This window comes from Acetobacter sp., from assembly GCF_047723915.1.
GTDB lineage: Bacteria > Pseudomonadota > Alphaproteobacteria > Acetobacterales > Acetobacteraceae > Acetobacter.
This window is the reverse complement of sequence record NZ_JBDOBQ010000009.1, coordinates 1-20579: the sequence shown is the minus strand read 5'-3', so window position 1 is coordinate 20579 and position 20579 is coordinate 1. Positions and strand designations below refer to the sequence as shown.

The window sequence follows — 20579 nt, the reverse complement described above, 5'->3', positions numbered from 1 at the left end:
GTTCAGCCTCGTCCGGCCGCCCGGGTATCGAGCAGGTCTGCATAAGCCGTGGCATAGGCGCGACACATCGTGTCTATACTGCAATCCTGTTCGACAAACGCACGGGCCTTCAGTCCAAGGGTTCTGACATCCGCGGTGGTGGCGTGGCGCATGGTGGCGACCAGCAGGTCCAGCCGCTGCTCTGGCACCAGCCAGCCGGTTTGGCCGTCATGCACGATTTCAGGAATACCCCCGCCGGAAAACGCAATCACGGGCCGGGCTGTGGCCATGGCTTCCAGAACGGACAGGCCAAGAGGTTCATCGCGCGAGGTGTTGAGGCTGACATGGCTGGCGGCATAGGCATCAGCCGGGTTGGGGGTATAACCCGTAAAACGAATGCGATGTGAAACACCAAGCTGTACAGCCATGGTTTCGAGTTTCTTGCGCATGCTGCCGTCGCCCGCAATAATCAGGCGACAGTCTGGAAGCTGGGCCAGGGCACGAACGACAAGATCGGGCTGTTTCCACGGTTCAAGCCGGCAGACAAGACTGAACGTAAAGGGCGCGTTGGGCGGAAAAGGCTGCGGGCTGAAACGGCTTTCATCCACCCCATTGCGAATGACCCCAAGTCGTGTGGCCATGGCGGGTGCGCGGCCTTCAACAAAGCGGCGCACGTAATCGCTGACACAGACTACGCTGTCGGTCCGGCGTAACGCCCAGCGCCGGAACAATGCGCAGCTTGGGTCCGTATAATGGTGCACGCCGTGCTCCGTCCGCAGCACCGGCAGGGAAAGCCGACGTGCCGCCCGCACACCCAGAATATGGGTGGCATAGGTATGCACATGGACAAGATCGGCCTGCTCGGCGCGCAGGACGTTTTCAAGCCAGCGGACATCCTGCGGGCCAAATGCGCGCCACAGATAGGCTGGGGGGTGCAGATGAACAGGCCCGCGATCCACAACGCGCACTCCTGCCGCGACCACAAGTGCCCGCAACCTGGGGTTGGGGGTCATGAGCGCGATACTGTGCCGTGCGCCGCTTGCTGTCGGTCGGGTTGTAATATCCAGCAACAGGCGTTCGGCTCCGCCGATATCGCCCGCAACCACCACATGCACGACGTTGGGTGGACGGTGCTGCGCCACATGGCCTGACGGTATGGGGGAACAAGTACGGGGCATGCTGTTCATGGGTGTCGTGTCTGCGCCAGATCCAATAGCTGCGCCTGAAGCAGCCTTGCGTGACTGCGGGCCTCGAAATCCCGCGTGACACGGCTCCGTGCCGCGTGGCCGTGTCGTAGCCGTAATTCAGGAGCGTGAAAATAGTCCAGGCACGCTTCGGCCATGCCGCTGATATCCGGCGGACTGCCGGACAGCAGTCGGCCTTCTTCATGGTTATTCACCATTTCACCAATGCCGCCGACGTCAAAGGCTATGACAGGCTTGCTCAATGCCATGGCTTCCATGACGGCGCGTGGCAGCGGGTCGGGGTATACGCTGGGAACGATTGCGACATCGAACTCCGCGACATAAGGGACGACATCCGCCCGGAACCCGAGAAAGTGAACGGCGTCTTCCACGCCAAGTTCGCGGGCCAATGTCCGGCATTGGACCAGATGGTCTTCGGGCATGTCCTCGGGCGTGTCGCCCAGCACGACAAAATGGCAGCGTCCGCGCTGTTCTGTGTCCAGCCTGTCAAGAACCAGGCGTGCGGCACGGATCAGTTCGATAAAACCCTTGCGGCGCACGATCCGGCCATGGGCACCGAAAATGACGCTATTGTCCGCAAGACCGAGTTCCCGTCGCAGGCACGGCGTGCGGGCAGTGGCGTCGAAGGCCTGCAGATCAAGTGCATCGTGGCAGATCTGCACTTTCTGTGGGCAGGAGGTAAACTGCCCGGAAACCGCACGGGAAACGCACAGAATACTCCGCACGAACGAGCCCGCAGCCAGACGCCGGTGCAGCGGGCGAATGACCGGCGGCACGCTCGGATAAAAGACATGCCATACCGTTGGTATGCGCGTGACGGCAGCCAGTACACCCCCGACAAGGGTTGCGGCGGTGCCATTGCAGAAAATCAGATCGTAGCGTTCCAGGCGGACCCGGCGGGTCAGTCTTGCCAGCCCGCTTGCCGCGCGCGCGATATTGGCGGCGGCCCGTAAAAGCCGAAGCGGGGCAGGGGCTGCGAAATCGCGCCGGACCATGCTTCTGGACCATGGCTGGAAGAGATTTTCGATCAGGGCCGGTTCGATGATCAGTCGTTCGGCAGCATTATGCCTGCGCACTTCCTGGCTGACGACATCCTCGCGCGGGAGCAGAACCGTGCGATGAATTCTGGTCGGGTCGAGAAATTTCAGCAGGCAGACAAGTGTGTGGCCCGGCCCGCCGTTGCGGGCGGTGTCGTTGATAAAGAGAATTCTGATCGGGCGGGATGTCACTGCATGCTTCTCGGCGGCGGGTAAGGGGGCGGTCATCGGGCGGGGCCGATCCGGCTTTTGGCCAGCCCGCAGGGTGCAGGGGAATATGGCCAGCCAGGGTTCAGAAAAGGCAAAGAGTGTTTCCGCCTGAAATCTTGGGTCGTCGGACATGTCCGGTGTACGTCATGTCCGGCGTAATTTTAAAGGTCGAGGGGGTGGTGTGGCAATGGGGCGTTATGAGATCCCTGTCGGATATACGGGAATATTGGTCGCTATTAATTTTTCCCGCCTCATGCATGCCAGCATCACAAGGGCGGCAGGTGGCGGGCGCGCGTTACTGTCCGGAATGTGTAGCTGACAGATATGGGGCCGCAAAAGCTATGGCGACCGGCATCATGTCATTAAAAATTCTTATTGCGCAGACCAGTGCAATGTTCCCTGCCTTATGGACGCAGGCAAGCGTTTGAATGCAGGTCGGGCTGCGCTGCGGGTAGCGGAGCAGCATACCCGAAACAGGGGCTGGACCCCATGCTCTGGCGGTATGTTCGCCGCCAGAGCACGGAGTGCCCCGTTCTCTTGTGCGTATGGCCGAGGGTCTGACGGCAGAACTGTCGATTACACCGGTGCTGCGTACTGGGCCATTTTAGGCTGAACAGGGCCGGCTGGGCGTTATTCCTGCCGCTGAAGTTGCACCGCATAGGTGCGTGTAGGGGGTTGGGGCCAGAATGTTGTGGCGATGGCGGCCTGAATTTTCGTCAGTTTTGACTGTATCCAGTTCATGTAGTCGTGCAGACCACGGCTGATGATGTCTTCCGCGGTCTGATCGCTCAGTGTGGCGCGTAATTCGTCCAGGCATTCCTGCAGGGGGGCACACAGATCGCGCAGGCCCGCATGGTTTGCCAAGAATGTCAGCGTTTCGTCGACCAGGCGTATATTCGCCGCAAGCGAGCGCGGAAAACTCTCGTTTTTGAGAAGAAACCCAACGATGTTCGATGGCGTTACGGCAACCGGCCGCAGGCGTCTGAACGCGTGGTAGGCGGCGGCGGATCGCAGTACGGAGGTCCATTGCGTAATGTCAATTTCCGAACCGGGGCGTTCTTCACGCGGGAGCAGCATATGGTAGCGGATATCGACCAGGCGGGTGATCTGGTCGCACCGTTCGAGGTGTTTGCCCAGCCGGTAAAAGAGCCACGCCTGATCGTGGTAGAGCGTGCCTTCGGCAATGCCGTAATGGGTCTGGCATTCCTGACGGATATGCGTACACAGGGTCGAAAGATTGTTCAGCCTGGCACGGTCCGTATCCAGGTCGAGCAGCCTGCGGGTAAAGACGTTCAGGTGGGTCCACATTTCAATGGACACAAGCGGGCGGACGGCGCGCGCGTTGTCGCGTATGGCTGCCGCCATGGACACGATGGAGCCGGGGTTGTCCTGCTCGGTCATGTAGAACGCAACGATATCGGCCGGGTTGTTGTCCGGGTGCAGGCGGTTGAAGAGACCTTCATCGGAATTGATGCTGACAATGGACTCCCACGCGGTCTGGCCTTCTCCATCGCGCACGAATGTTTCCGTCACTTCCAGCAGGCGGGCAAGATTTTCCATCCGCTCCATGTAGCGTGCAAGCCACATCATGCATTCGGCGTAACGGGAAAGCAGGGAATTGAACGTGAAATCCGTCATGATGCCATGACCCATGTGTCTTTGGAGCCGCCGCCCTGTGAGGAATTGACAACAAGGGACCCCTTGCGCAACGCCACCCGCGACAGGCCCCCCGGCAGAACCCAGACCGCGCGGCCGGTCAGGGCGAAGGGGCGCAGGTCCACGTGGCGGGCTTCGACCCCGTCGGGGCACAGGGTAGGGGTTACGGACAGACCGATAACCGGCTGGCTGATATAGTTCGCAGGGTTTTCGAGCAGTTTTTGCCGGAATTCATCAAGCTCAGCCGCAGTGGCGTGCGGCCCGATGATCAGCCCGTAGCCACCGGACTCTCCCACAGGTTTGACAACCAGCTTGTCCAGGTTGGCCAGCGTATAGGCAAGGCCATCGGGTTCGGCGCAGATATGGGTGTCGACACTGTCCAGAATTGGGTCTTCGCCAAGGTAGTAGCGGATAATGCGCGGCATGTAGGCATACACCGCCTTGTCGTCCGCAACCCCTGTGCCCAGTGCGTTGGCCAGTGTCACATTCCCCCGGCGATAGGCCTCGATCAGGCCCGGCACGCCCAGAAGACTGTCAGGATTGAAGGCCAGCGGGTCCAGGAATTCATCGTTCAGGCGACGGTAGATGGCGTGAACGGGCGTAGGCCCTGTGACCGTGCGCATGAAAACCCGGTGGTTGTCCACAAACAGGTCTTTGCCCTCGACCAGGGGCACGCCCATCTCGCGGGAGAGAAAAACATGCTCGAAATAGGCGGAGTTATAAATGCCGGGCGAGAGCAGGACCACCTGGGGGTCCACCACGCCTTCGGGGGCGACTTCGCACAGGGTCTGGTGAAGGCGGGGGCCATATTCCTCGACGGAGCGTATGGGCATGCCAGATGCAAGATCGGGCATGAGCCGCAGCGTCATGTGTCGGTTTTCAATGACGTAGGACACGCCGGAGGGCGTGCGTGCATTGTCTTCCAGAATAAGAAAACGGCCGTCGCGGTCGCGGATCAGGTCGGTGCCGCTGACATGCACGTAAACGCCGCCGGGTACTTTCAGCCCGATCATGGCTGCGCAGTAATTGGGGTTGTTCAGCACCAGTTCGGCAGGAATGATCCCGTCGCGCAGGACATGCCGGTCGTGGTAGATATCGTGCAGGAAAAGGTTCAGCGCCTGGATCCGCTGCTGCACGCCGCGTTCGATATGATCCCACTCACGCGCGGTGATGACGCGGGGAATGGCGTCGAAAGGCAGAATACGGTCAATGGCTTCGCGGTTGGAATAGACCGTGAAGGTAATGCCCATGCGGTAAAGCTGGGCTTCGGCGGCGGTGGTACGGCGGCGCAGTTCCTCAAGGTCGAGGGATGCCAGCCGGTTGCGCACACACTGCACCGCAGGGGGCAGGGGCCCTTCGCGGTTCATCAGTTCACAGAAAAAATCTGGGATCTGGTAGTTGTCCAGCAGGCCGGAAAACTGTGTCGAAGAGGGAGCATGCAGCGTGGCATCACTCATATTGGGCCTCCCGTCTGAGCAGTCCGGCTGAATAAGACGCGGGGTGCCGCGCCTGCCAGATTGTTGCGTTGGTGTATTAACGGGAGCAGGAATTCGGCTCTTTGCCAAGAGGAAAAAAATCAAAGACTTTTTTGCAGTTCTGTGACACGCGGATGCTTGCATGCTGGGTTGATGCTGATATGTTTTTTCGTCAGAACTGTGCCAGACAGGCAGGCTATCCGGTCGGGGTGTGATCGGCTCGGCATAAAAGGCGAAAGGGCAGGGCCGTTTTTTGATGAGTTCGCACATTACTCTGGTCCACCGCACCTGCTACGAATACGATCGGCCTGTTTCGATGGGCCCGCAGATCATCCGTCTTCGGCCCATGCCTGACAGCAGAACCCCTGTCCTGTCCTACGCGCTCAAGATCGAACCGCCCGGCTGCAATTTCGGCTGGCAGCAGGACCGGCACGGGAACGAAACGGCCTGTGTCCGTTTTGGCGAACAGGTGACACAGTTCGATATCGAGGTCAGGCTTGTGGCGGATATCACCCCCTACGACCCGCTGGCGAACCTGACGGATGCGGCGGATTACCCGGCGGATGCGGCGCACGATACAGGGTATGCCCGGCAGCTTTCCCTCGGCCCGGAGGCGCTGGCTTTCCTCGACGGCTGGCAGGCCGACCGGCCCACGGACCCGGTGCCTCGTCTCATCTCTCTCAACAAGGCCATTACGGCGCGTGTGCGTTACGAACGGCGCATGGAGCCGGGCGTGCTGTCCGCGCAGGAAATCCTGCATCATGGTTGCGGATCGTGCCGTGACAGCGCGTGGTTTATGGTCGCCTTGGCACGGCATATGGGCTACCGCGCCCGTTTCGTGTCCGGCTACCTGATCCAGAGTGCCCGCACAGTGGGGGAGGAGGAAGTCCTGACCGGGGATCTGCATGCGTGGGCGCAGGTATGCCTGCCGGGCAAGGGCTGGGTCGGCTTCGACACGACTTCGGGCATGCTGGCGGGGGAGGGGCATATCCCGCTTGCCGCCGCAGCCATACCCGAGGACGCGGCACCCGTTTCAGGCCTGCTGGACCGGTGCGAGTCACGGTTCAATGTCTCCATGCAGGTGCAGCGTCTGTACGCCTGAGTGGCGCACGGACCGGGAAACCCGTATGAGTATGGCTGGGTGCGCGGAGAAAGCATGACATCATGAGGCGATTCAGCTGCCAGTCCTGCGGTCAACTGCTATCGTTTGAAAATACGGTGTGTGAGCAATGCGGCTCCATTCTGGGTTTTCTGCCCGAATGTGTCGACATGTCGGCCCTTGTCGCCATAGGCGATGGATCATGGCGGCCACTGGCCCCACTTGCCCAGGACCGTCCGCGCCGTTTTTGCGCCAATAACGCCTACGATGTCTGCAACTGGCTGATTCCCGATCATTCACCGGCCGGTGGCTTCTGCTTTGCCTGCCAGTTCAACCGGGTGATCCCCAATCTCGACATACCGGGCAACCTGGAGCGGTGGCGCAAGCTTGAGGTCGCCAAACACCGGCTCTGCTACACCATCCTGCGCCTGAATCTGCCTGTGCGCACCCGGCGTGAAGACCCCCTGCATGGTCTGGCGTTCGATTTCCTGGACGATCCGGCGGATGGTTCCCCCCCTGTCATGACCGGTCATAGCGAAGGGATCATCACCATCGCCACGCGTGAGGCGGACGATGCCTACCGCGAAAGCATGCGGGTGGAGCTTGGCGAATATTATCGCACCCTGCTGGGGCATTTCCGGCACGAAATAGGTCATTACTACTGGAACGTGCTTATCCGCGACGGCGGCAGGCTGGAGGCATGCCGGGCGGTTTTCGGGGATGAAAGGCAGGATTATCAGTCCGCGCTGACAAGCCATTACGGCCGCGCGTCGTCAGAGAACTGGCGTGACGGTTTTGTCAGCCTGTATGCGACGTCCCACCCATGGGAAGACTTTGCCGAAACCTGGGCCCATTATTTTCATATCGTCTCGACGCTGGAGACGGCGCTCGCATATGATCTGAGTGTTGGCCCCGCCCTGCACGGTGAGGCCCTGGCGGCACAGCATGGCGATCCCTGCACCCAGATGTCGTTCGACGATATCATCAACGCATGGGTGCCGTTGACCTATGTGGTCAACGGCCTGAACCGGTCCATGGGCCTGTCGGATTTCTATCCGTTTGTACTGACCGTGGGCGTGCGGGCCAAGCTTGCCTTTATCCATGACGTCATAAGGGACGCGCAGAAAAAAGGGTACTGACCCCGCACTGCGTGGTATGGACCGGCCAGAACACTCAGCGCGTGTCGCGTGTTCGGGGGTCGAGCACGATATAGAGTATGTCCACCAGTGCGTTGGCGATCACGACAAAGACCGCGGAATACATGACTGTCGCCATGATAAGGGGCAGGTCCATGTTGTTGAGCGCCTGATAGGTCAGGCGGCCTACACCGGGCAGGCCGAACACGACCTCGCTCAGTAACGCCCCACCCCCGACAAGCTGCGCGAAATCCATGCCGAACAGGGATACGAACGTGATCATGGCGGTTCGCAGCCCATGGCGCAGGAGAATACGGGTAGGAGAAAGCCCCTTGGCGCGGGCCGTGCGCATGAAGTCTTCCTCGCTCAGGGCGACAAGGTCGGCGCGCAGGACACGGCTGTAAATGCCCACAAACATGACCGCCAGCGCAAACCACGGAATAACCAGCGCCTTGAACCAGCCGAACGGGCTTTCCGTAAAGGGAATATAGCCAAGGCCCGGCACCCAGGAAAAAAGCCAGGTGTCGTGGTAGCGGTTCTGGGTGATCATGTTCGCGACCTGCCCCAGCCAGAAAACGGGGATCGAAATGCCCACAAGTCCCAGCATCATCACCGAGCGGTCGACCCAGCTATCCTTCATGGCGGCGGCCAGCACACCCATGCCGATAGACGCCACAACCCAGATCATGGCGGCCCCACAGACGAGCGAGGCCGTAACGGGAGCAGCCTTGATGATCTCGGGCACCACCAGTTCGCCCCGGTTGGCGTAGGACGCGAGGTCGCGGGTGATGAAGAGCTTTTTCATCATGATCGCGTATTGCACGGTTATGGGGCGGTCGAACCCGTATTCCCGGCGTACTTTTTCAATCGTCTGCGGGGCTGCGTTACGCCCGGCGATCCGTGCTGTGGGGTCGGCCCCCGGGGTTGCGAAGAAAACGGCGAAAACCAGCACCGAAATGCCAAAAAGCACGAACAGCGTCTGGCCCAGTCGTTGCAGGAGCGATGTCAGCATGGCCGGGTTCTATCCTGCGTCACGGCGGCTGGTCTCGCGCACATCCAGCGCGTCGCGGAGGCCGTCCCCCAGAATGTTCAGCGCAAGCACGACGGCCACTATGGCAAGGCCGGGCGCTATGGAGGCCATGGGGCGGGTATAGATCAGCCCTTCACCGTCCTGGATGATGGTGCCCCACGACGCGGCGGGGGCCTGCACCCCTATGGACAGGAACGACAGCGCGCTTTCTGCCAGCAGGGCCATGGCCATGATAAGCGGGCCCAGTACTACCAGCGTGGTGGTGATGTTGGGCAGGATGTCGAACACGATAATGCGCCACCGCGGCACGCCAAGGCCGCGTGCCGCGGTGACAAACTCAGCCTGCCGCAGGGTAATGACACGCCCGCGTATGGGCCGTGCGGCGTAAGGCACGTAAACCAGCGCGATAATGGTAATGGGAATGAGCAGGTTATTGGCCTCGATCATGAACGGGCCGATCCGCAGCCCGGAATTGACGGTCATGATCGAGAGCGAGATCGCGAACAGATAGACAGGTACTGCCCACATGATGTCCATCATGCGCGAAAGGACGGTATCGACCAGCCCGCCCATGAACCCGGCGATAATCCCGACCATGGCGGCAACGATCAGGCACAGCACCGTGGCACATGACGAGATAAGCAGCGAATTGCGCCCCCCATAGAGCAGACGTGCCGCAATATCGCGTCCCTGGCTGTCCGCGCCCAGAAGGTAGGTGCGCTGCCATGTCGGCCCGATGGGGCTCAGCCCCAGATGCAGCGGGTTGTCGTTGGGCTGCATGATATCGACGTCCTGCCCACCCAGTACCACAGTGCCTGCCACGTTGGACACGAACGGGTCGGTGCGTGCGACGGTATGCGCGTAAAACGGGGCCAGCAGGCAGGCCAGGGTTATGAGCACCAGCGCTGCCAGGGCCGTCATGGCCGAGGGGTTCCGGCCCAGGCTGCGCAGGGCAGCCCGCCAGGGACCGGGTGAGGCATGCATGCCCGATTGCGCGGAGGATACGTTCATTGGACCTGAAGCTGTGAGAGCAGGATTTCGTCGTTCAGCGTTACGATGACGTTGCGCACGCGTTTTGACAACAGCACCACCCGCCGCGTCTGAACCAGGGGAACGGCAGGCGCCTGTTCCATCAAGGCGCGATCGACCTGTGCCCAGGCATGCTCGCCCGCTGCACGATCGGTAAGGGACAGGTCGGAGGCGCGGTTCATCAGCTCCTCGATATCACGGTTGCAGAACCCGGCCATGTTGGGGGAATTATCGGAGCCGGGATGAAAGCTGTCGCAGGAAAAAAGCGTGCTGAGGAAGCTGGAGGCCGACGGATAATCGGCGTTCCAGCCACCGAGCGAGATCTGCACATGGTTGTTGGTGTTCTGCACGAACGTGAAATGGATGGCGGAACTGATAAAATGTACCGACGCCCTGTAACCCAGGGCTTCAAGCGTTCCACGCAGTTCTTCCGCCACCGTGCCCGATCGCCTGTCGGAAGGCACGACAAGAACCACCTTGGCGCCAGCAGTGCCACTTTCGCGCACCAGTTGGCGGGCCCGCTCCATGTCGGGCTTTTCCCATGCTACAGCCGGGTGCTGGGGGGACGCGCCTCTGGTGTAAAAACAGAACTGCTCATACCCCGGCGTGCCCTCGGGCAGAAGCTGGCAGAGCGGGGCTGATATGGCGGGACCGCCGCCATATATGGCCATTGCATGCCGGTTGACCGCGTAGTTCAGGGCCTGGCGCACCTTAAGCGACGTAAATGGCGGCTCGTTCACATTCAGCATGGCAAAATAATACAGCAGCAGCCGGTAGATATGCACCTGTCCCGTATAGCGGCTGCCAACCTCGCCCAGGCGATCGAGCGGTACATTGTCATACATCCAGTCTGCCTGGCCGCTTTCGACGGCAGACACCTCGGATTCCGAATCAAGCCCGAACGTGATTTCGATCCGGTCCGCGTAGCCTGCGGGCTGTGCGTCGCGCGACCATTCCTGAAAATAGGCATTGCGTTCAAGCAGCATGCCGGTCGTCGCGTCGAAATGCGTGATACGGTAGGGACCCGTGCCGGGTGGCGGTGTGTCTCCGGTATCGTGGGTGGGGCTGTCGGCTGGCAGGATAACGCTATGGATCCATGCCAGATGATCCAGAAACTCCGGGTCGGGGCGGCGCAGGTGGAACGTAATGCCGCGTGTGGCAGGGTCGGTTACAACGCCGCCTTGCAGCGTGCAGGTTTCGGGTTTTTTCAGGCAGAGATCGGCACCGATAATCCTGCTGTAATAAGGTCCCGCTGTCGGGCTGCCGACCTTGAACATGCGCCGGAAGGACGCCGCAACGTCTTCGACCCCCACCGGGCGCCCGTCGGAAAAATGCAGCCCCGCGCGCAACGTCAGGCGGTATGTCAGGCCCCCGTCCTCGGGCGTTGGCACGGCCTCGGCCAGGTTGGCGATCACGGGCTGTGCGTTTGGGCCGGAAAATTTCGGGTATGTCAGCAGCGTGTCGTAAACCGGGGTTTCCAGCGATTTGGTCAAAGCCAGATACGCCACCTGGGGGTCCAGCGTGCCGGTGGCGGAGCCCGCAAGAACACGTAATGTGCCACCCATATGTCTGGCGTCCTGCGTCGTGGCCGGGCCCGGTGCTGCCTGCGCGCGGGCCGACCCGTCTGCCTGAGCGGTGGCAAGAAACAGAGCTGCGAGAAACAGGGGGGCCAGAAACCGGGGCTGTAGAAAAACCAGGGGGCGTATGCGGGTCATATAAGTGCTTATGCCGCGCATTTTCGTCGCACTCAAACACGAAAAACGCTGCCTTGCCCCGACCTGGATCAGGTTCGGGCGTGCTTTCATAAAACCATAACGCCGGGCTGCGGATTTTTTCGCTAGAGTGCGCCTGCCTACAACAAGGAGAGGTAACGGACATGAGCGTCCAGCCCGAGAGCCGTCAGCCGCAGGCCTTTTCACTCCCCACCGCGCTGCCGAACTGGCGCGACGCCGTCAGGGAGCGGTGGCGCGCGACGTTGTTGCAGGTGCTCGACCAGTCGGGCGAACACCCGGCCAAACTGCTTGCGAGCCGCAGGAAGCCGCTGGCGCGTGACGTTGCCCGGCGTGCGGCGCCCGTATTCCCCGACTCTGCAAACACGCTCTGAGCATTGCTGCTGCGCACGGGCCGGGCAAAAAACCGGTCCGGGCGTCTGGTTTGCATACGGTGCGGGCTGTAGAAGGAAGCACGTTTTTCACGATGTGGTTCCTCCATGACCGTTCCTGCTATCGACTCGTTCCATGCCCTGTCCATTGGCGCTCTTGCTCACCGTCTTGAGCAGGAGGGGCACGCTGTCATTCATCTGGAATTCGGCCAGCCTTCGACCCCGGCTCCAAAAGGGGCCATTGCCCGCGCCCACCATGTGCTGGACACCGATCCCATGGGCTACTGGGAAAGCGAGCCCCTGAAAGAGCGGATTGCCGCGCATTATGCGGCCACGTACGGGGTCCGTGTCTCGCCCGGGCGTATCGTGCTCACCTGCGGTGCGTCGGCGGCTCTGGTTCTTGCGTTTTCAAGCTGCTTTGGACCAGGTGCCCGCGTGGCTCTTGCCCGACCGGGCTATGTTGCCTACCGCAACACATTGCGTGCCCTGCATATCGAACCGATTGAACTGGCCTGCGGCGCTGCGGAGCGGTTCCAGCTTTCGGCCGCGCGCATAAAGGCCCTCGACCCCGCGCCAGCGGGAGTGCTGGTGGCAAGTCCTGCCAACCCGACGGGTACGGTCCTGTCGGGGCAGGATCTGCAGGATATCGCCCGGGTCTGCCGTGAACGGGGCGTAACGCTGCTCTCGGACGAGATCTATCATGGCCTGACATATGGCGAGCCCGCTCATTGCATTTTGGAATATGATCCGGATGCAATCGTCATCAACAGTTTTTCCAAATATTATTCGATGGCTCCCTGGCGTCTGGGGTGGCTGGTGGTTCCGCAGCGACGGGTTGAGGCGGCACGGGCACGCATGGGCAATATGTTCCTGCCGCCGTCGGCACTGAGCCAGCACGCGGCGTTGGCGGCGTTCGACTGCCAGGACGAATTACAGGCGCATCTGGCCACTTATGCCCGGAATCGCGACATCTTCCTTCAGGCGCTTCCAAAGCTTGGACTGAGCCATATCGCACCTCCCGATGGCGCGTTCTACATCTATGCCGATATCGGGCACCTGACCGATGACAGTCTCGGGTTCTGCCGGGACCTCCTGCTCGATACCGGGGTGGCGACGGCACCGGGCCTTGATTTCGACCCCGTGGAGGGTGGGCATTTCATCCGTTTCAGCTTTGCCGCATCCACGGACCGGATTGTCGACGCACTGGCGCGGATGATCCCCTGGTTCGAGGCCCGGGGGCGGAGAAAACGATAAAAACCCGAAGCAGCACTTGCGTTCGGGGCTGCAACCTCATATGAGGAAGCGCCAATGGTCGGGTGACCTGCGGCAGTGTTCTTGCTACCGGGTAGACCCGCCTTGTTGTCTCTCATCAAGGGTGCCCGCTGCATGACTTCCTCTCCGTACAGCCGTGTTACAGAAGCTCTGGCGTTCGACGATGTTCTGGTCGTGCCGGCCGCGTCCGATGTCGTGCCAAGCCAGACGACAGTGCGCACACGCCTGACCCGCTCCATCGAACTGAACATTCCGCTTGTATCCGCCGCCATGGATACCGTGACGGAAGAGCAGATGGCCATTGCCATGGCCCAGCAGGGCGGGCTTGGGGTCATCCACAAAAATCTCTCCCCCGAGGAGCAGGCCGAACACGTCCGCCGCGTCAAGCGCTTTGAATCGGGCATGGTGGTCAACCCCGTGACCGTGGGGCCGGACCAGACCCTGGCTGAGGTCCGCCATATCATGAACCGCCACGGTATAAGCGGCCTGCCGGTGGTGGAACCGGGCACGCAGAAACTGGTGGGTATTCTCACCAACCGCGATGTGCGTTTTGCCGTGGACAACAACCAGCGCGTGTCCGAACTGATGACGCGTGACCGGCTGGTAACGGTCACGAACGGGGTCGATGCCGATACCGCCCGCCAGCTTCTGCACAAGCACCGGATCGAAAAACTGCTTGTGGTGGATGATGAAGGCCGTTGCGTCGGCATTATTACCGTCAAGGATATGGACAAGGCTGTCGCACACCCGCTGGCCATCAAGGACGCCATGGGCCGCCTGCGCTGCGCCGCCGCCACCGGCGTGGGTGAGGACGGGTTCAGCCGTGCCAAACTGCTGATCGAAGCCGGGGTGGATGTGCTGGTGGTCGACACCGCGCATGGCCATTCCGCCGGGGTTCTGGCCGCAGTGCAACGCCTGAAGGCGTTCGACCCGGCCATCCAGATCGTGGCGGGCAATGTTGCGACCCCCGAGGCGGCGCAGGCCCTTGCCCAGGCTGGCGCGGATTGCGTCAAAATCGGCATCGGGCCGGGTTCCATCTGCACGACGCGGATTGTCGCGGGTGTTGGCGTGCCGCAGTTCTCCGCCGTGCTGGAAACCGCGCAGGCCTGCCGCGATCTTGGCATTCCCTGCGTGGCTGATGGCGGCATCCGTACATCGGGCGATATCGTCAAGGCGATTGGCGCAGGGGCGGATGTCGTCATGATCGGTTCCCTGCTTGCCGGAACGGAAGAAGCGCCGGGCGAAGTGTTCCTGTACCAGGGGCGGTCCTATAAATCCTACCGTGGCATGGGCAGCCTTGGCGCCATGGCGCGCGGGTCGGCCGACCGCTATTTCCAGCAGGAGGTCAAGGACACGCTCAAGCTGGTGCCCGAAGGCATCGAAGGTCGCGTGCCCTACAAGGGCAGCATGGCAGCCGTTATCCATCAGCTCGTGGGTGGGCTGAAGGCTGGCATGGGCTACACCGGGTCGCGCGAAATCGAAGATCTGCAGACCCGTGCGCGTTTCCGCCGTATTACGGGGGCCGGTCTGCGCGAAAGCCACGTGCATGACGTGTCCATCACGCGTGAAGCCCCCAATTACCGCCAGGACTGATACGAACCTATGACCCCTACCGCCAGGCTTGCCGCCGGGATCGACCTTCTGGCAGCCATGAAAGCCGCGCCGCGCAAACCGGCAGATGCCATCGCCAATAATTTTTTCCGCGAAAGGCGCTATGTCGGGGGTGGTGACAGGCGTGCCATTTCCAGCCTGGTGTGGGATGTCATGCGCGGCTGGCGGCGCCTGACATGGTGGATCGAACAGCAGGGCCTTAAAGCTACCCCCCGTATGCTGGCCGGTGCCCGCCTTGTGTTTGATGGAACCCCCATCACCAACCTGGCCGCCATGTACGCGGAAGGGCGTTTTGCCGCCGGTGCGCTGATCGGGCGCGAACACGCGGCGTTGAGTGCAATGGTGGGCAAGACCCTGGACGATCCGGCCATGCCCAGGGCCGTAAGGCTGGAAGTGCCCGACTGGCTGCTGCCCCGTCTTGAGGAAACATTCGGTGACAGTCTGGAGGAGGAGCTACAGGCCATGTCCACTCCTGCGCCGCTGGATTTGCGGGTGAATATCCTGCGTGCCACCAGACCGGAGGTTCAATCCGCCCTGGCGCGCGAGGGTTTTCATGCCGAAAATATGTCCCTGTCTCCGTGGGGGCTGCGGCTGGAAGAGCGCCTGCCGATCATGGGCACCGTGCCTTTCAAGGACGGTCGGGTGGAAATCCAGGACGAAGGCAGTCAGCTGGTGGCGGCCATGACCGGGGCAGGGCCCAACATGCGGGTGCTGGATTACTGCGCCGGGGCAGGCGGAAAAACCCTGGCCATGGCCATGATGATGGAAAATCGCGGCCATGTCGTGGCCTGCGATGTGTCGGAACCCCGGCTTGAAGGGGCGGTCAAGCGCCTGCGGCGGGCCGGTGTCCATAATGTGGAACGACACCTGCTGAGCACCGGCGACAAATGGGCAAAGCGCCGCGCGGGTTCGTTCGACCGCGTTCTGGTCGATGCACCGTGCAGCGGTACGGGTACATGGCGCCGCAACCCCGATGCGCGCGTTCGCACCACCCAGATCGATCTGGAAGAGCTGCTTGTAAAACAGGCGGTCATTCTGGCAACGGCAGCGGCGCTGGTGCGCCCGGGCGGGCGCTTGATTTATGCAACCTGCTCCCTGCTGAAAGCCGAAAATGCCGATCAGGTCAGCCGGTTTCTGGCGGAACATCCGGATTTCAGGCTTGTAGCCTCGGAATCCGATGCAATGCCCGCTGCCCTGCGGCAGGAAAGTATGATCAGCCTGACACCGGCCCGCCATGGCACGGATGGATTTTTTGCAGCCGTCATGGAGCGGATCGTACCAGAAGCCTGAAGGGTGCCGCACGGCTCCCGTAAAAGTCGCGGAGTTGTGACGCAGGCAATGCGGGCAGGTTCTGTAAGGCAGATAACAGGCATGCCCGAACCCAAGTTTACGGAATATGTATGGACCCGCTAGACGCGCAACCTCTCTCCCTCGTACGGCGGCGCCTGGTCATGCTATGTGCCGTGCTGGGCATAGTCCTGGCGGGCTTGGACGGGGCCATTGCCAATATAGCGCTTCCCACAATTGCCCACGCCATGCAGTGCAGCGACATGCTGACGGTCTGGATCGTGAACGGCTACCAGGTGGCGGTGGCCGTCAGTCTGCTGCCCGCCGCAGCGTTCAGCGAAATGTTGGGGCTCCGCCGGGTTTACGCCTTTGGTCTGGCTCTTTTTACCGTGGCGTCACTGGCCTGCGCGCTGTCCGGCTCCATTGGCTGGCTTATCGTGGGGCGTGTGGTGCAGGGCCTGGGTGGGGCCTGTATGGCTGCTTTGAGCGGGGCTCTGGTGCGGGCGATCTATCCGCGCTCCATGCTGCACAGTTCTTACGCCATTATTGCGTTGGCGGTCGCCATTTCGGCGGCTGTCGGGCCGACGCTGGCGGCATTGGTGCTGGCGGTGGCACCATGGCCGTGGCTGTTTCTGATCAATGTCCCAATCGGACTGATTGCCGTGCCGCTTTTTTTGCGTGTGGCACCGCATGGCGCTGCTTTCGACGCCAGTTCGGCCCCACAGGACGGAGGCCTGTTTGACTGGCGGGGCACATTGCTGAATGCCGGAGTGTTCGGGGCCGGGGTGCTGGGCGTGGGGGCTTTGGGGCAGGGCAACACGGCTTTGGGCCTTGTCGAACTGGGTGTGGGCGGCGCAAGTTCGGTTGCGTTCTACCGGCAGCAGCGGCGACGCAAGACGCCCATGCTGCCCCTCGACCTGCTTGCCATTCCGCTGTTTTCGCTTTCCATCCTGACCTCGATCTGTGCTTACACCGCCCAGATTCTGGCCTATGTGGCGTTGCCGTTCCTGTTTCAGACGGTCATGCACCAATCAACGGTCATGACCGGTCTGCTGGTTACGCCCTGGCCGGTCTTTGTGGCGTTTGCTGCGCCGCTGGCGGGCAGACTGGCCGCGCGTTATCCTGCGGCACTGCTCAGCAGTCTGGGACTTGCGACTCTGGCCTTCGGGCTGCTGCTGCTCAGCATCATGCCCGTCAATCCCACGATACCCGATGTTATCTGGCGTATGGCCATATGCGGTATTGGTTTTGGATTTTACCAGACCCCCAATAACCTGACTGTCATGACATCCGGGCCATCCACGCGCAGTGGCGCCGCATCGGGCATGCTGGCCGTGGCGCGCACCACGGGGTGGTCGCTCGGGTCTGCCCTTGTGGCTTTGATATTCGGTCTCATGGGGGGCAGTCATGGAGCGACGGCCTGTCTTGAACTGGGGGTGGCTTTTGCCGCCTGCGGCGCCTGTCTGAGCGTTACACGGCGCGTTGTAAGACAAAGCAGCAGCAAGGCATGAGAAGGGCTCCAGCCCCGGAACAGGTCTGCGGTCCGGCTTAGGGTGATACACCGGGCGGGTGGATGGCCATTGTGGTAGCACCCTCGGCCAGCACCGACCTGAGATCCTGTTCGGTCAGGGCCACACAGCCCTCGGTCGGTGAACCGTCCGGCCGTTGCAGATGCATGAAAATGGCCGAACCGGCACCCGGCCGCGCCGGTGCGTCGTTGTAACCCACGATCACGACAAGGTCATAAACATGGTCATCCCGCCACAACTGCTCATGGCGTGCGGGATGTGGCAAGGTCACGTGGCGGTTATAGTCGGTGCTCGCGGGGTCGTCGCACCATCCATCCTGCGGCGAGAGGGGAATAACTGGCAGTGTCGTGCGCGGCCTTGCCACGCGGTCTGCCCGGTAATACACGCATTTCAGCGGAAAAGTGCCGAGCGGCGTGCACAGATCACCCTCCCGCTTGGCCGCGCTGACGCCGTTGCGGCCGATTACCGCCCTCATGATTTTGTGTCCGCAATGCAGTTGTGCGTCGCTATCACTGTTGGCGGAGCAGCAGACATGTATCATCATCATTAATCTTGCCCCTGTTTATGGCTTTCTCGTGTTGATGACGTATCATGCGGCCCTATTGGAGCCGAGGCGATTCGTGGCATGGTAAGCCTAACAGGTCAGGCGGCCGCTTATTATGGCTGACACAAGGAGATGGACCCCATGACGGGTGCGCGCCCTATTTTGGTTGTTGATGATGATCAGGTAATCCGCAAGACATTGGCGGAGCAGCTTCAGCTTGAAAGTGAATTTCAGGTGATGGAAGCCGCAACCCTGGCAGAAGCCCGGGAAAAAATGAAAAGCCCCGATACGCGGTGTGACGCCATTCTTCTGGACGTGACATTGCCTGACGGTGACGGTCGGGATTTTTGCGCCGAACTGCGCAAGGCTGGCCTGCGCATGCCGGTTATCATGCTGACCGGTTCGGACGATGAGGCGGATATTGTCCGGGGGCTGGATGCCGGGGCGAACGATTACGTCGCCAAACCGTTCCGGATCGCCGAACTGCTGGCCCGCCTGCGCGCCCAGCTTCGTCTGTTTGAAAACAGCGAGGATGCGGTATTCTCCATCGGGCCATATACATTCCGCCCGTCGGCAAAGCTTTTGCAGGAACCCGCCAGGAACAGGCGTATCAGGCTGACGGAGAAGGAAACCGCCATTCTGAAGTTCCTGTACCGTGCGGGCACCCGCCCCGTGCCGCGTCAGGTGCTGCTGAACGAAGTCTGGGGCTATAACGCTGCCGTCACCACCCACACGCTCGAGACGCATATCTACCGACTGCGCCAGAAGATCGAGCCCGACCCCGCACATGCGTCGCTGCTGGTGACAGAAGGGGGCGGTTATCGTCTTAACCCGGAGCCAACCGCTCTGGCCTGAAAACGGTATTGCAGGGCAGTCTGCCGGGCAGGAAGTTACACGTCCTCCCGCCGGAGCTGCCCTGTTCCCGGTTTGAAATTTCCATCCACAGCGTTATCCCCCAAGCCATCCGCAGATTCTGTGGATAAAATACCGCTCACCCTTTTAGGATGACAGGAAATGCCGTGCAGGCTGTAAACCGCAGGCTGGCGTGTGACCCACTCTTTTGATACAGATACGCAACGATTGTATTGCCAAAAGAGTGCCCGATGAAATCAATGCGCTATGTTGTCATGAGTTTTGGATGCGCATTGTTCTGGGCAACGACCGGGATTTTTATCCGGGGTATTCACGGCATTGCCGGTATCGATATTGTCTGGCTACGGTTTTTCTTCTGCTCGCTGTTCTCGGTTTTTTATCTTAAAAAATTTATTGCAGCCGTCAGCCGGGAAATCATTATTTTTCCGTCTCTTTTAATGTCAGGCTACTATATCTGCGCGACATTATCTTTCATGTATATTCCCATAGCCATTGCGACATTGCTGGTTTCCCTTTCGCCTGCGGTGCCCATTGTTTTCAATATTTGCAGATATAGAACCGTCCGCATCCATGAAATTGTCAGCTTTGGCCTGATCGGTGGCGGTATTACCCTCTTTCTCTGGAGCGGCAACGGGCACAGCGGAGGTGTGGGCACTCACTTTCTGATCGGGTTGATCCTTGCGCTCTCCTCGGCCTGTATTCGCGGTGTTTTTTCCATTCTGATATGGGAAAAAGGGGCGAAGGGTCACGCCATAGAGGGATCGCTCATAAACACTGGAACATTTGTTTACGGGCTTATTCTGACCACGCCCCATATGGTCGTCGCATATCATGCCTCAATGCTCACATATCAGAATATGACTGCCGCAGTTCTGCTGGCATTTGTCTCGACCTATCTTCCGACAAGCCTGAATACGAAGGCCTCGCTCAAAGTCAGTCCGTTCGTTCATCAGGCTGTCGGTATGGCGACCCCAATCCTTGCCGGAATTATGGCCTGGCTGGCGCTGGGAGAGAAAATGTCGGGCCAGGAAATTACCGGGTGCTGCGTGGTTCTGTTTGGTCTGGCTCTGGTCTTGCGGACGCGCCCGGCACAGAAAAAAGCTATGGCTAAAAGCGGCTAAGCGAGGTTGCGGACACCAGCCAATTCTTGGCCCGCTGCTAAAGGAGCTGGGGCTGTGTTCTGCGCGTCGGTCTTTGGTATCGGCTTATGAGACGCTGGGGATGTCCAACCTCTAAGGTGTTGTGTAAAATCTTACAATCCACCAGCGCCTTTGCGGCATCACAGGAGTGCAGTTTGGGGGAGCGGGCAGGGGGAGGCCTCTAGAGGATAGGCCCGGATTTAGCACGCGGTCCTGAAGATTGCCGCAATCCAACATGCACCGATTTAAATTATAATAGATTTTTGTATCAGACCGGAAACCACGTAAAAACCGCATAAATCTGCGCTTTATCGTGGTGGGTGCGACAGGGATTGAACCTGTGACCCCCGCCGTGTGAAGGCGATGC

The 20579-nt window shown here is 60.7% G+C and carries 18 protein-coding genes; 10 read left to right on the top strand and 8 right to left on the bottom strand.

Annotated features, from left to right (window positions below; translation table 11 throughout):
- Positions 1–2: 2 nt before the first annotated feature.
- Both ABF990_RS06995 and ABF990_RS06990 read right to left on the bottom strand, forming a co-directional pair.
- Positions 3–1166, bottom strand: a complete 1164-nt coding sequence (locus ABF990_RS06995; protein ID WP_415506533.1) for a glycosyltransferase family 4 protein — start codon at positions 1164–1166, stop codon at positions 3–5.
- A complete protein-coding gene (locus tag ABF990_RS06990; protein ID WP_415506532.1) occupies positions 1163–2449 on the bottom strand; it encodes a glycosyltransferase in 1287 nt (428 codons plus the stop codon). Before ABF990_RS06990 ends, ABF990_RS06995 begins: the two co-directional genes overlap by 4 nt.
- 128 nt (positions 2450–2577) lie before the next feature.
- Here ABF990_RS06990 and ABF990_RS06985 point away from each other — a divergent pair, with 128 nt between their 5' ends.
- Positions 2578–2859 (top strand): hypothetical protein, encoded by a 282-nt coding sequence (locus tag ABF990_RS06985; RefSeq protein ID WP_415490439.1) that lies wholly within the window; start codon positions 2578–2580, stop codon positions 2857–2859.
- A gap of 202 nt (positions 2860–3061) precedes the next feature.
- Here the strand turns inward: ABF990_RS06985 and ABF990_RS06980 are convergent, their stop codons facing one another.
- Positions 3062–4084: an alpha-E domain-containing protein gene (locus ABF990_RS06980; protein WP_415490440.1), complete on the bottom strand. Its 1023-nt coding sequence runs from the start codon at positions 4082–4084 to the stop codon at positions 3062–3064.
- Positions 4066–5544 (bottom strand): circularly permuted type 2 ATP-grasp protein, encoded by a 1479-nt coding sequence (locus tag ABF990_RS06975; RefSeq protein ID WP_415490441.1) that lies wholly within the window; start codon positions 5542–5544, stop codon positions 4066–4068. The genes ABF990_RS06980 and ABF990_RS06975 overlap by 19 nt, the downstream gene beginning before the upstream one ends.
- Positions 5545–5818: 274 nt before the next feature.
- Between ABF990_RS06975 and ABF990_RS06970 the strand changes: the two genes are divergently transcribed.
- A complete protein-coding gene (locus ABF990_RS06970) occupies positions 5819–6664 on the top strand; it encodes a transglutaminase family protein (protein WP_415490442.1) in 846 nt (281 codons plus the stop codon).
- 62 nt (positions 6665–6726) lie between these two features.
- A complete protein-coding gene (locus ABF990_RS06965) occupies positions 6727–7800 on the top strand; it encodes a putative zinc-binding metallopeptidase (RefSeq protein ID WP_415500863.1) in 1074 nt (357 codons plus the stop codon).
- Between the two features lie 34 nt (positions 7801–7834).
- Here the strand turns inward: ABF990_RS06965 and ABF990_RS06960 are convergent, their stop codons facing one another.
- From ABF990_RS06960 to ABF990_RS06950, 3 genes are read right to left on the bottom strand one after another with little or no spacing between them, the layout of a single operon-like run.
- The gene (locus tag ABF990_RS06960) at positions 7835–8809 is read right to left on the bottom strand and encodes an ABC transporter permease (protein WP_415500862.1); all 975 of its coding nucleotides are present in this window, start codon (positions 8807–8809) and stop codon (positions 7835–7837) included.
- Between the two features lie 9 nt (positions 8810–8818).
- Positions 8819–9838, bottom strand: a complete 1020-nt coding sequence (locus tag ABF990_RS06955; RefSeq protein ID WP_415500861.1) for an ABC transporter permease — start codon at positions 9836–9838, stop codon at positions 8819–8821.
- Positions 9835–11421: an ABC transporter substrate-binding protein gene (locus ABF990_RS06950; protein ID WP_415500864.1), complete on the bottom strand. Its 1587-nt coding sequence runs from the start codon at positions 11419–11421 to the stop codon at positions 9835–9837. The genes ABF990_RS06955 and ABF990_RS06950 overlap by 4 nt, the downstream gene beginning before the upstream one ends.
- Before the next feature lie 311 nt (positions 11422–11732).
- Between ABF990_RS06950 and ABF990_RS06945 the strand changes: the two genes are divergently transcribed.
- The 5 genes from ABF990_RS06945 (at position 11733) to ABF990_RS06925 (ending at position 17638) form a co-directional block, all read left to right on the top strand.
- Complete coding sequence (locus ABF990_RS06945) at positions 11733–11960, top strand: hypothetical protein (RefSeq protein ID WP_415500860.1); 228 nt, start codon at positions 11733–11735, stop codon at positions 11958–11960.
- Positions 11961–12065: 105 nt separating this feature from the next.
- Entirely contained in the window at positions 12066–13211 is a 1146-nt protein-coding gene (locus tag ABF990_RS06940) for a pyridoxal phosphate-dependent aminotransferase (RefSeq protein ID WP_415500859.1), read from the top strand.
- Between the two features lie 132 nt (positions 13212–13343).
- Complete coding sequence (gene guaB / locus ABF990_RS06935; RefSeq protein WP_415490448.1) at positions 13344–14822, top strand: IMP dehydrogenase; 1479 nt, start codon at positions 13344–13346, stop codon at positions 14820–14822.
- 9 nt (positions 14823–14831) lie between these two features.
- A complete protein-coding gene (locus tag ABF990_RS06930; RefSeq protein ID WP_415500858.1) occupies positions 14832–16130 on the top strand; it encodes an RsmB/NOP family class I SAM-dependent RNA methyltransferase in 1299 nt (432 codons plus the stop codon).
- A gap of 110 nt (positions 16131–16240) precedes the next feature.
- Positions 16241–17638 (top strand): MFS transporter, encoded by a 1398-nt coding sequence (locus ABF990_RS06925; protein ID WP_415506531.1) that lies wholly within the window; start codon positions 16241–16243, stop codon positions 17636–17638.
- A gap of 37 nt (positions 17639–17675) precedes the next feature.
- On the opposite strand, the gene ABF990_RS06920 is transcribed toward ABF990_RS06925, so the two are convergent.
- Positions 17676–18200, bottom strand: a complete 525-nt coding sequence (locus ABF990_RS06920) for a L,D-transpeptidase family protein (RefSeq protein WP_415500953.1) — start codon at positions 18198–18200, stop codon at positions 17676–17678.
- 141 nt (positions 18201–18341) lie between these two features.
- On the opposite strand from ABF990_RS06920, the gene ABF990_RS06915 reads away from it, so the two are divergent.
- A complete protein-coding gene (locus ABF990_RS06915; protein WP_415492378.1) occupies positions 18342–19055 on the top strand; it encodes a response regulator transcription factor in 714 nt (237 codons plus the stop codon).
- Between the two features lie 248 nt (positions 19056–19303).
- Positions 19304–20194 (top strand): DMT family transporter, encoded by an 891-nt coding sequence (locus ABF990_RS06910; RefSeq protein WP_415506530.1) that lies wholly within the window; start codon positions 19304–19306, stop codon positions 20192–20194.
- Positions 20195–20579 lie beyond the last annotated feature (385 nt).

Bases quoted from the DNA above. Each gene is read 5' to 3' on its own strand.
- ABF990_RS06930 (WP_415500858.1), top strand. From the start codon at position 14,832: ATGACCCCTACCGCCAGGCTTGCCGCCGGGATCGACCTTCTGGCAGCC.
- ABF990_RS06945 (WP_415500860.1), top strand. From the start codon at position 11,733: ATGAGCGTCCAGCCCGAGAGCCGTCAGCCGCAGGCCTTTTCACTCCCC.
- ABF990_RS06950 (WP_415500864.1), bottom strand. From the start codon at position 11,421: ATGGGTGGCACATTACGTGTTCTTGCGGGCTCCGCCACCGGCACGCTG.
- ABF990_RS06915 (WP_415492378.1), top strand. From the start codon at position 18,342: ATGACGGGTGCGCGCCCTATTTTGGTTGTTGATGATGATCAGGTAATC.
- ABF990_RS06970 (WP_415490442.1), top strand. From the start codon at position 5,819: ATGAGTTCGCACATTACTCTGGTCCACCGCACCTGCTACGAATACGAT.
- ABF990_RS06975 (WP_415490441.1), bottom strand. From the start codon at position 5,544: ATGAGTGATGCCACGCTGCATGCTCCCTCTTCGACACAGTTTTCCGGC.
- guaB (WP_415490448.1), top strand. From the start codon at position 13,344: ATGACTTCCTCTCCGTACAGCCGTGTTACAGAAGCTCTGGCGTTCGAC.
- ABF990_RS06980 (WP_415490440.1), bottom strand. From the start codon at position 4,084: ATGGGTCATGGCATCATGACGGATTTCACGTTCAATTCCCTGCTTTCC.
- ABF990_RS06985 (WP_415490439.1), top strand. From the start codon at position 2,578: ATGTCCGGCGTAATTTTAAAGGTCGAGGGGGTGGTGTGGCAATGGGGC.
- ABF990_RS06960 (WP_415500862.1), bottom strand. From the start codon at position 8,809: ATGCTGACATCGCTCCTGCAACGACTGGGCCAGACGCTGTTCGTGCTT.
- ABF990_RS06940 (WP_415500859.1), top strand. From the start codon at position 12,066: ATGACCGTTCCTGCTATCGACTCGTTCCATGCCCTGTCCATTGGCGCT.
- ABF990_RS06910 (WP_415506530.1), top strand. From the start codon at position 19,304: ATGAAATCAATGCGCTATGTTGTCATGAGTTTTGGATGCGCATTGTTC.
- ABF990_RS06925 (WP_415506531.1), top strand. From the start codon at position 16,241: ATGGACCCGCTAGACGCGCAACCTCTCTCCCTCGTACGGCGGCGCCTG.
- ABF990_RS06920 (WP_415500953.1), bottom strand. From the start codon at position 18,200: ATGATGATACATGTCTGCTGCTCCGCCAACAGTGATAGCGACGCACAA.
- ABF990_RS06995 (WP_415506533.1), bottom strand. From the start codon at position 1,166: ATGAACAGCATGCCCCGTACTTGTTCCCCCATACCGTCAGGCCATGTG.
- ABF990_RS06965 (WP_415500863.1), top strand. From the start codon at position 6,727: ATGAGGCGATTCAGCTGCCAGTCCTGCGGTCAACTGCTATCGTTTGAA.
- ABF990_RS06955 (WP_415500861.1), bottom strand. From the start codon at position 9,838: ATGAACGTATCCTCCGCGCAATCGGGCATGCATGCCTCACCCGGTCCC.
- ABF990_RS06990 (WP_415506532.1), bottom strand. From the start codon at position 2,449: ATGACCGCCCCCTTACCCGCCGCCGAGAAGCATGCAGTGACATCCCGC.